Below are 11,689 nucleotides of genomic sequence, written 5' to 3'. Positions count from 1 at the left end.
TTTAGACGGCGGTATTCAACCACCACCAACGCGACTGTGCAACTGCTGATAAAAAAGCAGAAAAAAAGCGATTGCTACGGTAATATGTTGCCCTTTCATGAGTAAACAGATTCCGATTTATGCCACAAATCTCCCGTTACAGTGATGAACACGTTGAACAGCTGCTCAGTGAGCTGGCAAACGTACTGGAAAAACACAAAGCTCCGACCGATCTCTCCCTGATGGTGCTGGGCAATATGGTGACGAACCTGATTAATACCAGCGTTGCCCCTGCACAACGTCAGGCGATCGCAAAGTCGTTCGCTCAAGCGTTACAATCGTCGATTGGCGACGACAAAGCGCATTAAGGAAAATATCGACAGTCTATGGTGACCAATCGTCAGCGCTACCGTGAAAAAGTCTCCCAGATGGTAAGCTGGGGGCACTGGTTTGCGTTGTTCAACATTTTGTTGTCCATCGTTCTCGGTAGCCGTTATCTGTTCGTCGCCGACTGGCCGACTACTCTCTTCGGGCGTATCTATTCTTATATCAGCGTGGTCGGGCATTTCAGCTTTCTGGTGTTCGCCACCTACTTGCTTGTGCTCTTCCCGCTGACGTTTATTGTGATGTCGCAGCGCCTGATGCGCGTATTGTCCTCGCTCCTTGCGACGGCGGGCATGACGCTGCTGCTGATCGACAGCGAAGTATTTACCCGTTTCCACCTGCATCTCAATCCCGTTGTCTGGGAACTGGTGATTAACCCGGACCAGAACGAAATGGCGCGGGACTGGCAGTTGATGTTTATCAGTGTGCCTGTGATCCTGCTGATTGAGATGTTATTCGCCACCTGGAGCTGGCAGAAGCTGCGCAGCCTGACGCGCCGTCGCCACTATGCCAAGCCGCTGGCCGCCTTTTTCTTCGTCGCCTTTATCGCCACGCACATGATGTATATTTGGGCCGACGCCAATTTCTATCGACCCATTACCATGCAGCGCGCTAACCTGCCGCTCTCTTATCCTATGACCGCACGCCGTTTTCTGGAAAAACACGGTTTGCTGAATGCGCAGGATTATCAGCGGAGACTGGTGGAACAAGGCAACCCTGAAGCCGTCTCAGTACAATATCCATTAAGCGATCTGCGCTACGCTGATATGGGTTCTGGTCAGAATGTGTTGCTGATTACCGTTGATGGCCTCAACTATTCACGTTATGAAAAACAGATGCCGCAACTCGCCAGCTTTGCGCAGCAGAACATCAACTTTACGCAGCATATGAGTTCCGGCAACACCGCCGACAATGGCTATTTCGGCTTGTTCTACGGCATCTCACCGGGTTACATGGACGGCGTGCTGTCGGCGCGTATTCCGGCTGCGCTGATCACCGCCTTTAACCAGCAGGGCTACCAGCTTGGCTTGTTCTCTTCGGACGACTTCAGCAGCCCGCTCTACCGCCAGGCGCTGCTCTCCGATTTCTCATTACCAGCCGCACAAACGCAAAGTGACGAGAAAACCGCCTCGCAGTGGATCAATTGGCTTAAACATTACGCGCAGGATGATAACCGCTGGTTCTCGTGGATTTCGCTGAATGGCACGGCATCTCTGGACAGTTCACAGCCAGACTTCGCTCGTAAGTACAACCGCGCAGCGGCAGATGTTGATGCACAAATAGGGCGCGTGCTGGATGCGCTACGCGCGAGCGGCAAGCTGGACGATACGGTGGTAATTATCACCGCTGGTCATGGCGTTCCTGAAGGCAAAGCTGATGATAGTTTCGAATGGTCGCGCAGCAGGCTGCATGTTCCGCTGGTCATCCACTGGCCGGGCACACCAGCGCAGCGCATCAATACGCTGACGGATCATAAAGATGTGATGACTACGTTGATGCAGCGGCTCCTGCATGTCAGCACGCCAGCCAGTGCCTGGTCACAAGGGCAAGATCTGTTTAATGTGCCGCGCCGCCATAATTGGGTCACCGCTGCGGGCGGCGACACGCTGGCGATAACTACGCCGGAGATGACGCTGGTACTAAGTCCTAACGGCAATTACCATACCTGGAATGCGCAGGGTGAGAAGATCCGCGATCAGAAACCGCAGCTCAGTTTGTTGCTGCAAGTGTTAACGGATGAAAAACGTTTTATCGCTAACTGATTGATTAATTATGAATCACTCAGGTGTCCCTCCGCTTGCAATCAGCAACGAAAAGGGTACTATTAGCGCCAATGTGTCGGCACGTAGCGCAGCCTGGTAGCGCACTGTCATGGGGTGTCAGGGGTCGGAGGTTCAAATCCTCTCGTGCCGACCAAAAAATCCCAAATAAACCAACCCGTTGTGGTTGGTTTTTTTATGCCTGTGATTCTGCCTGGGGTAAAAAAAACCGCAACGCACCCGTTACGGTTCTATTTTTTCGGGAAAGGCAATTACAGCGCGATATCCGCAACCGTCTCGCCATCGTTGTGCGGCTGGGTCGTTGGCCTCTGTACCGGTGGCGTGGCATCTGCCACCAGAGACTCGTCGCATTTCAACCCAAGGATCTCGCTGGTGTAGCGCAACTCTGCATCGGCAGCATCAATATTGCCGTTAAGTTGCGTGCCAAAAGAGGGAATGATCTCTTTCAACTTCGCCTGCCAGGCTGCGGAAGCAAAGCGTTCAGTAAACACTTTTTCCATCAGTTCAAGCATAATCGGCGCCGCGGTAGATGCGCCCGGCGAGGCCCCCAGAAGCGCAGCGATGGTACCTTCTTTATCACTCACCACTTCGGTGCCGAGACGCAATACACCGCCCTTCCCGGCTTCACGTTTGATGATTTGTACACGCTGGCCCGCCTGCCACAGACGCCAGTCCTCTTTCATCGCCAGCGGATAATATTCCCGCAGCGCGTCGAAACGGTCATCTTCGTTTTGCAGTACCTGGCTGACCAGATATTTTACCAGGCTGAAGTTGGTCATCCCCACCGTCAGCATCGGTATAATATTGGATGAGTTGGTCGAACGCAGCAGATCCCACAGCGAACCGTTCTTCAGGAAACGTGTCGAGAAGGTCGCGAACGGTCCGAACAACAGCACACGTTTACCATCAATAATACGGGTATCAATATGCGGAACCGACATCGGCGGTGCGCCAACAGTCGCCTGACCGTAGACTTTTGCCAGATGGTGATTGACGACATCCGGGTTCTCCGCCACCAGGAACTGGCCACCAACCGGGAAACCGGCATAGTCTGCCGCTTCTGGAATACCGGATTCCTGTAGCAATTTCAGCGCCGCGCCACCAGCACCAATAAAGATAAATTTCGCTTTTATCACGCGCTCGCCGCCGCCTTTCAGGTTGCTGAGCGTTACGCTCCAGCTATTATCGGCATTGCGTTTTAGGCTGCGAACTTCCGTGCTCAGTTGCAAAGAAAAGTTCTCTTTTTTCTGCAATGAGCCAATCATCTGGCGCGTCAGTTCACCGAAGTTAACGTCGGTACCAATCTCGGTACGGGTCGCGGCGATTTTTTGCTTCGCATCGCGCCCTTCCATCACCAGCGGTGCCCACTGTTTGATCTGCTCGGGATCTTCGGAATAGCGCATACCGCGGAACAGTGAACACTGCTGCAATGCTTTGTAACGGGCACGCAGGAAGTTCACATTGTCATCGCCCCAGACGAGGCTCATATGCGGTACGGTATTGATAAATGAACGTGGTTCGCGCAGCACACCGGTTTTGACCTGATGAGCCCAGAACTGGCGAGAAATACGGAACGCTTCGTTGATTTCAATCGCTTTTTTAATGCTGACGGTGCCGTCAGCCGAGCGCGGGGTGTAGTTCAGCTCCATTAAAGCAGCATGACCCGTACCGGCGTTATTCCAGCCGTTCGAGCTCTCCTCTGCCAGGGCATCCAGCCGTTCCACCATAGTAATCGACCAGTCGGGTTCGAGATCCTGAAGCCAGGTACCCAATGTGGCACTCATGATCCCACCACCGATTAAAAGCACATCTGTTTCCTGCTCTTTCGATGCGGACGCTTTCGCTGCCTTTGAGACAGCATTTAGCCCGACAGCCATCGAAAACAGCCTGGCAGTCATTTTTTTCATGGTATTAATGCCTTACTTTTAGTGCTGTTTTATTCGCATTTATTGAGGGTAAAGTAGTTAACCCTCTTAACGTAGCACTTAAGAAGTGAGATTTAAATAATGTTTAAACATTAAATATTCATTGTATAAATGTTATTAATAAGTTGATTTTACGGATTAGATTTAACACTTATTGTTGACCCACAGCGGTTAAAATCTGCTATTCTTTTGCGCTTTGTCAAACGCACCAATGTCGTTTGCGCCCCTATAGTTGAAAGCTACCCCGGCCTGCGAACCTTTATGACTGTAAAATTATCCCCCCCGGCAAACCGCAGCATCGATGTTCTGCGTTCCCCAGCCTTATTGACCCGTGAATGCCTGGCGGGGGTGATCACTGCACTGGCGCTGATCCCAGAAGTGATCTCTTTCTCGGTGATTGCCGGTGTCGACCCGAAAGTGAGCCTGATTGCCTCAGTCGTGCTGTGCCTGAGCATGTCTTTTTTGGGCGGACGTCCGGCAATGGTGACAGCGGCAGCGGGGTCAGTCTCTCTGGTTATCGGTCCTATGGTTAACCAACACGGTATGGAATACATTCTTCCGGCGGTTTTACTGGCGGGGGTGATTCAAATTCTCTTCGGCCTGAGCGGTATGGCGCGGCTGATGCGCTTTATTCCTCATGCGGTGATGACCGGTTTCGTCAACGCGCTTGGCATTCTGATCTTCTTTGCACAGATCCCCCATTTCTGGAGCAAAGACCCGCTAATTCTGACGTTGTTCGTACTGACACTTTTGATTGTGCTGTGGTTGCCGCGCTGGGTAAAAAACATCCCTGCACCACTGGTCGCCATTGTGTTACTCACCACATTTACCCTGTTCAGCGGAAAGCTCCTGCCGACCGTGGGCGATGAAGGCCCAATGCGAGGCGGGCTGCCGGGACTGACCTCATTTCTGGTGCCGCTCAACTGGCAGACATTGAGTATCATCTGGCCCTGCGCGCTGAGTATCGCTTTTGTTGGTTTGATGGAGTCTCTGCTGACCGCCAAACTGGTTGACGATTTAACCCATACACCTTCGCACAAGGGCCGCGAGAGCGCCGGGCTTGGCATCGCCAATATTCTTGCAGGGCTCTACGGTGGGATCGCGGGCTGTGCGATGATCGGTCAGACCATTGTAAATGTGGAGATGGGCAAAGGTCGCACGCGCATCTCAACGCTGGCCGCCGCGCTGGTGCTTTTGCTGCTTGTGACAGCGCTCAGTAGCGTGATGGCGAAAATTCCGATGGTTGTGCTGGCGGGCATTATGGCCATCGTTGCCTTTAAAACCTTTAACTGGCGCAGTCTGCAACCCGTAACGCTTAAGCAAGCGCAACTCATGGAAACGGTGGTGATGTTGGTCACAGTGGTCGCTACCGTCAGTACCGGGAACCTGGCAATTGGCGTACTGGGTGGGCTGGTCACACTGGCGCTCACGCCGCCGAAGTGGCGTAAAGCAGCAAACGTTACAGCAAAAACAGCGTCGCCAGCCCAAGGAAAATAAAAAAGCCGCCGGTATCTGTGATAGCGGTAATCATCACGCTGGAGCCAACCGCCGGGTCACGCCCCAGCCGGGTCATGATCATCGGGATCAACACGCCCATCAACGCTGCCATCAGCAAGTTCAGCACCATCGCCAGCGTCATGACGCCGCCCAGCGCCGCATCGTCGTACAACCACCATGTGATGCAGCCCATAATACCGCCCCACACCAGACCGTTAATCAACGCAACGCCAAGTTCACGCATAATCAGGAAAGCAAAGTTGCCCGGCTGAATGTTTTGTAGCGCCAGTGCGCGCACAATCATGGTAATAGTTTGGTTGCCGGTATTGCCGCCAATCCCGGCGACAATCGGCATCAGCGACGCAAGCGCAACCAGTTGAGAAATGGTGTGTTCAAAACCGTCGATCACGCGCGAGGCGATAAACGCCGTACACAAGTTGATAGCCAGCCACGCCCAGCGGGTTTTTACCGCTTTACTTACCGGGGCAAACACGTCTTCTTCGGCGCTCAGACCACTCATCTGGCGCAAATCGTTGTCGGTCTCTTCATAGACCACATTGACGATCTCATCGATGGTCAGACGGCCCATTAACATTCCGTTATCATCGACCACTGCCGCGCTAAGCAGGTTGTCGCGCTCGAAGGTTCGCGCCACTTTTTCCGCGTCCTCTTCCGGAGAAAAGGCCACCGGATCCGCATCCATCACTTCGCTGACCCGCCTTCCGGCGGCATTCAGTAAAATTGTTTGCAGCGCCAACTCCCCCATCAACCGGTTATCGCGGCCAATAACAAAAAGTTTGTCGGTGTTGTCCGGCATTTTGCCGAGCCGTCGCAGATAGCGCTGAACCGCCGCCAGCGTCACTTCAGAGCGTACGGAGATCACCTCAAACTCCATAATCGCGCCGACACAGTTTTTGCCGTAGCGCATTACTTCCCGCATGCGGTTACGCTCTGCGCGCGGTAACGTCGCCATTAAGCGACCGGTGAGGTTACGTGGCAGATGCTGCACCAGCCAGATTTGATCGTCGATATCCAGCGTTTGCAGGGCATCGATCAGTGCGCGGTCGCTCATCTCATCGATCAGGTCATCCCAGACATTTTCCGACGCTTCAAGCAGCACTTTACCGCGTTTATCATCGCTCACCAGCCGCCATAATGCGTGGCGTTCATCCACTGGCAAGGCCTCCAGCGTATCGGCGAGATCCGGCGGAGGCAAATGGGAGACCAGCGTGTTAACCTCCGCCAGATCCTGCTCCAGCGCAGCGCTGTCAACCTGCTCAGCGAGGGTGAGCTGTCCGAGCAGCGAGGCGGTAAGCGGTTTATGGGTGATCAGCAACCAAATCAGGCGCGCTCGCTCCTCGTCGCGCAGTTTGACGCTGTTTTTTTTGCTTAATGACATGAGTCGTTCCCTGAATGCAAAGCGCCCTGAAACCGGGGCCGAATAGCCTTAAGCATAGCGGCAGCTTTTGCAAAAAATAATAAACGGTAGGGCATTTGGCGAAAAAGCGAGCAAACATCCCCCTCAATCGAAGGGGACGCATTGCTCAGGCTGTGTGGGAGACGGCATCGCGGGAAGCTTGCGCACGCTCTTCACCTACCAGCTCAGTCAACTGGCCATCGCGCATCTCCAGTAGGCGCTCGGCATGAGTAAAGTAGTGATCGTCGTGGCTGATGGCAAAAATGGTTTTCCCCATCTGTTGCATCAGCGGCAACAACACCTGATAGAAGTCACGGCGGAAATGGGGATCCTGATCGGCTGCCCATTCGTCAAGTAACAGAATATCGCGTTCTTCCGCCAGCGCCAGCAGCAGCGCCACGCGCTTTTTCTGCCCTTTCGAGAGTTTCAAATTGAGGATCTTGCTGTTGTCCAGTTCCAGTTTGTGCGCCATCTTCAACTGAACCAGCCACTTATCGACCAGCGCCGGATCCGCTGGTTTACCTTCCGGCCCGAGCAGATCGTCAAACAGCCAGACATCGGTAAACACCGCCGAGAATAGCTTGCGATAATCTTCCGGACGATCCTGCGCCATCGGTTTATCATCCAGTAGGATCTGGCCAGAAACCGGTTGATATAACCCGGTCAGTAACATCGCCAGCGTTGATTTACCGCTGCCGTTGCCGCCAATCAGAAACACCAGTTCGCCCCGGTTCAGCGTCATGTTGATCGGGCCGACGGAGAAATCATTCTCCTGATATTTAAAGGTCACATTGCGCAGCTCCAGCGTTTTCCAGCCGGGGAAAACCTGTGGCCGCAGAAATACGGGCTGATACGGTGCCAGATCGAAATGCTTCAGTTTGTTGAAAGCAACTTGTGCACTCAACAATGTCGGCAATGCGCCGATCGCCGAAAGCAACGGCGTGCGCAAAAACAGCAGCGTCAGCGAATAGGTTGCCGCGACGTTGGTATCCGCCCAGCCCTGGCTATTTGCCATCCAGAACACGAGGCCAATCGCGCCGAGCATCATAATGTTCGACCAGTTGACGGCGCTGAGATGGAAAGTGTCGGCACGAATAATATGGTGGCGGTACTCGCGCGCATCCGGCAGGTACATCTGTTCAAAAATATGTTCGGCACGCTCGCGATTCAGATTCAGTTCTTTGCGCCCTTCCAGCACCGTCTGGAAATCGTTATAAAGCTTATCCTCCGTCTCGCGCAGCGTCGCCATATGTTTATATACGCGGGAAACAAGAATAAAGCCGCCCCAAATGGTCAGCGCCATCCACAGTGCAGTGATCATCAGCATTTTGCCGGATAGCATGGCCAGATAAATGCACGAGCCTATAGTCAGAATAATGCCCTGCACCAGTTCCGGCAGACGTACAAAAGCGATAGTGATGTTGCGCACATCGCTGGTCAACCCGGCCAGTAGGGACGCGCTGCCCAGTTGCTCAATGCGCTCCAACGGTGTATCGAGGATCCGTTTGATAAATTCACTTCGCAGGCGGTAAACGAAATGGTGGCCGAGCGTGGTCAGAGCCAGTTGCGAGCCGAGTGTCACCGCCATTAACAGCAGCAGCAAGCCGAGAAATTCTGGCAGCACGGTCAATGACATATCGACGGTTTCAATCAAACGCTGGTTAATAAAAGCGATCAGCCCGATGCCGAATGCGGCACTGGTAAGAGAGAGCGCCAGTACCGCCACGAATGGCCAGCGATATTGGCGCCAGACAAGGAGAAAGAGTTCCATAACAACGGCCCGGTCAACAAAAACAGCCAGCAGTTTAAACGGCTACCGCCTTACATCAAGAATAATTCTTATTTTTATTCGCTTTCACCTGCCTGGCGGAATGTCAGGTTGTAACGACACTCACCGGTCAGCGGATGATAGCCCGCTTTCAGCGGCGCTATGCCATGATAAAAGAGCCGTGATTCACCGCCCCACACAACAATATCGCCATGTTCCAGCATCAATCGTTGCAGTGGATTGTTACGCTTCAACCCACCAAACTGGAAAATAGCCGGTAAGCCCAGCGAAACAGAGACTATCGGCGCGCGCAAATCAGGTTCGTCCTTATCCTGATGCAGCGATAACTTCGCACCAGGCACGTAACGGTTGATCAAGCAGGCATCCGGGTGAAACTCAGGGTAGCCCGCCGCGATACTGGCTTTATGACATAACACCGCGAACGCAGTCGGCATTTCCGGCCACGGCTGAGTCGTTTGCGGATCGACAGGCGCGTAGAGATAACCGTGTTGATTAGTCGTCCAGCCTAGCCTGCCGCAATTGGTCATTGCCACGGACATGGTATACCCACCCGGCGTGACCATATGGCGCAGCGGTGACTGGCTGATCACCTGAGCAATGCCACGCATCAGCGCTTCCACATGCGGCAGCGCAAAACGGCGCAGCACCATAGCACCAGGAGCCAGCGGCTCCTGCCAGGGTTCTTCATCGGCAAACAGATCGAGCATTAACTCTCCTCTTTTTTCGCTTCTCGTTGCAGCAGTTGCGCTTTACGCGCAACTCCCCAGCGATAACCGGAGAGTGCGCCGTCGCCGCGTACCACGCGATGGCAAGGAATAATAATCGCCAGTTTATTCGCTGCGCAGGCACTGGCCACCGCTCTCACCGCACCCGGTTTTCCCATTTGCTGTGCAAGACGCTGATAGCTGATCGTTGCACCAGCGGGAAGCTCGCGCAGCGCCTGCCATACCTGAAGCTGGAAAGCCGTGCCGCGCAAATCCAGCGGTAACGTAAATGGCGCATCCACACGATCAAGACGGCGGATCACCTGCGCGACGCGCGCAAGCATCGCCTCATCGCCCTGCACGTTCCGGGCATGAGGAAAAATCGTATTCAGTTCTGCCAACAGTTGCTCATCACTGTCAGCCAGTAAAATGGCGCAGATACCCCGTTCGCTCTCGGCCACCAGGCAGCGCCCCAGCGAACAGTCATTTAGCGCATAACGAATATCAGCATCGTCACCACCACGGCGAAACTGACGCGCCGTCATTCCCAGCGCAGCATCGGCCTGCCGATAGTAGCTGCTACTGTCGGGGAACCCCGCAGCCAGTACGGCATCGGTCACCGTGTCGCTCTCTGCCAGCGCGTTGCGCAGGCGCCGGGCGCGGAAGGCTTGTTGCCAGGCTTTCGGCGTCATCCCGGTCACGGATTTAAACAGACGATGAAAATGATACGAACTGATGCCTACACTGGCCGCCAGTTGATCGAGGGTCACAGGCGTATCCTGCTCGAGCAATCGACAAGCGGTAGCCACTTTATCCAGTCGCTGTTGTTGCGGATGCGCTTTATCGGGCTGACACCGTTTGCATGGGCGAAAACCCGCAGCAGCAGCGCTATCGGCATCCGGGAAGAAACACACATTCTGGCGCAGAGCGTGTCGCGCGCGACAGGACGGGCGACAGAAGATGCCGGTGGTCAACACTGCAAAAACAAACTCACCATCAGCCTGCGGGTTGCGCGCCAGCACCGCCTGCCAGCGCTGTTCATCAAGTAAAGTCTCGTTCATGTCAGGCTCCTTATTTAAGCTTAGCCCCACTGTGCACACTTGTGCAGAACCCGACACCCGCAATCTTGCGTTTTAATTTTTTTCACTGACCAGGAATGCGGAAAATTGCGGCGACATCCAGGTGGTAAAACCGTCGCCCTCTTTCATAATCATAAATACCGCCAACCCTTCGCGCATCACCACTTTTTTGGCTTTATCGGTACCCAGTACCATTAAACCAGTGTCCCAGGCATCCGCTTCCAGCGCCGTTGGGGCAATCACCGTGACTGAAACCAGGCGGTGATCGATGGGACGCCCGGTGCTCGGATCGATAATATGCGAAATACGTTTGCCATCCAGCTCGTAATAGTTGCGATAACTTCCGGAGGTGCTGATCCCATGACCGTTAATATCGACCACGGCTTGCGCAACATTTTCACGATCGGTCGGTTTCTGGATCGCCACCCGCCACGGCTGGCCTTGCGCACTCAGACCCCGGCTGACAAGTGCGCCGCCAACAGAAACCAGATAGCGGGCAATACCTTCCTGCTCCATAAGCCGCGCCAGATGATCCGCCGCATAGCCCTCACCGACTGTCGATAAATCGACAAACAGATCCGGCAGATCTTTTTGCAGGAATTGTTCCCCGGAGCGGTTGATCACCGTCAGATGCTGCAAGCCGGTACGGGCTTTTGCCGCATCAATTTGCGCCTGTGTTGGGCTGACTACCGGTTGTTTATCCGGACCGAATCCCCACAGATTCACCAGTGGCCCAACCGTAATATCCATTGCGCCATCCGTTTTTTCCCCAACACGCAAAGAGAGGGTCACAAGATCCGCCATTGCAGCGCTGACCGGCCAGGGCGCGGTACTGGTCGTGTGATTAAAGCGCATTAGCTCAGAATCGCTCTTCCACGTTGACATTAGATGATCATCAGCATCCAGTTGCGCCTGAATTTTTTGCTGTAGCGCCTGCGCCCTCTGTGCATCCATGTCGACCAGACTGACACGCCAGAACGTGCCCATCGTTTTACCTTCCAGCACAGTTGATTGTGTCTGTTCACTGCGTTCACAGCCAGCCAATAGCAGCAGCGCAACGGCCACAAAGCTGCGGAAAATAGTCATTGTCATTACCTGTTATCTCCTTGATGGTGGCAAGCGTACATCAAAAAA

At 54.0% G+C, this 11,689-nt stretch carries 9 protein-coding genes and 1 tRNA gene; 4 read left to right on the top strand and 6 right to left on the bottom strand.

Features of this window, described 5'->3' with window-relative positions; translation table 11 throughout:
- The first annotated feature begins 119 nt into the window (after nt 1-119).
- From BM427_RS15620 to BM427_RS15610, 3 genes are all read left to right on the top strand, one after another.
- Nucleotides 120-347, top strand: a complete 228-nt coding sequence (locus BM427_RS15620; protein ID WP_007371139.1) for a YejL family protein — start codon at nt 120-122, stop codon at nt 345-347.
- Nucleotides 348-365: 18 nt separating this feature from the next.
- Complete coding sequence (yejM, locus tag BM427_RS15615) at nt 366-2,126, top strand: LPS biosynthesis-modulating metalloenzyme YejM (protein ID WP_090123013.1); 1,761 nt, start codon at nt 366-368, stop codon at nt 2,124-2,126.
- A 77-nt stretch (nt 2,127-2,203) separates the two neighbouring features.
- Nucleotides 2,204-2,280 (top strand) — tRNA-Pro (locus BM427_RS15610).
- A gap of 115 nt (nt 2,281-2,395) precedes the next feature.
- Here the strand turns inward: BM427_RS15610 and mqo are convergent.
- Nucleotides 2,396-4,051 carry a malate dehydrogenase (quinone) gene (gene mqo / locus BM427_RS15605; protein WP_090123011.1) on the bottom strand — a complete coding sequence of 552 codons (1,656 nt, stop codon included), beginning with the start codon at nt 4,049-4,051 and terminating at the stop codon, nt 2,396-2,398.
- Nucleotides 4,052-4,330: 279 nt separating this feature from the next.
- Here mqo and BM427_RS15600 point away from each other — a divergent pair, with 279 nt between their 5' ends.
- On the top strand, nt 4,331-5,566 hold the full coding sequence (locus BM427_RS15600; RefSeq protein WP_090123009.1) for a SulP family inorganic anion transporter: 1,236 nt from the start codon (nt 4,331-4,333) through the stop codon (nt 5,564-5,566).
- Here the strand turns inward: BM427_RS15600 and mgtE are convergent.
- The 5 genes from mgtE to apbE all read right to left on the bottom strand — a co-directional run bounded on the left by mgtE (nt 5,529) and on the right by apbE (nt 11,647).
- Nucleotides 5,529-6,965, bottom strand: coding sequence for a magnesium transporter (mgtE, locus tag BM427_RS15595; RefSeq protein WP_090123006.1), 1,437 nt, complete (start codon nt 6,963-6,965; stop codon nt 5,529-5,531). The two genes, BM427_RS15600 and mgtE, sit on opposite strands and share 38 nt — an antisense overlap.
- 145 nt (nt 6,966-7,110) lie before the next feature.
- On the bottom strand, nt 7,111-8,754 hold the full coding sequence (locus BM427_RS15590) for a multidrug ABC transporter permease/ATP-binding protein (protein ID WP_090123004.1): 1,644 nt from the start codon (nt 8,752-8,754) through the stop codon (nt 7,111-7,113).
- Nucleotides 8,755-8,828: 74 nt separating this feature from the next.
- Nucleotides 8,829-9,479, bottom strand: coding sequence for a DNA oxidative demethylase AlkB (alkB, locus tag BM427_RS15585; RefSeq protein WP_090123002.1), 651 nt, complete (start codon nt 9,477-9,479; stop codon nt 8,829-8,831).
- A complete protein-coding gene (gene ada, locus BM427_RS15580) occupies nt 9,479-10,537 on the bottom strand; it encodes a bifunctional DNA-binding transcriptional regulator/O6-methylguanine-DNA methyltransferase Ada (protein ID WP_090123000.1) in 1,059 nt (352 codons plus the stop codon). The genes alkB and ada overlap by 1 nt, the downstream gene beginning before the upstream one ends.
- Nucleotides 10,538-10,609: 72 nt before the next feature.
- The gene (apbE, locus tag BM427_RS15575) at nt 10,610-11,647 is read right to left on the bottom strand and encodes an FAD:protein FMN transferase ApbE (protein ID WP_090122998.1); all 1,038 of its coding nucleotides are present in this window, start codon (nt 11,645-11,647) and stop codon (nt 10,610-10,612) included.
- Between the last annotated feature and the right edge of the window lie 42 nt (nt 11,648-11,689).

Origin of the sequence: Kosakonia arachidis, assembly GCF_900116535.1 — a bacterium.
In the GTDB taxonomy this organism is placed as follows: domain Bacteria; phylum Pseudomonadota; class Gammaproteobacteria; order Enterobacterales; family Enterobacteriaceae; genus Kosakonia; species Kosakonia arachidis.
This window is presented reverse-complemented; position numbering and strand designations above follow the sequence as displayed.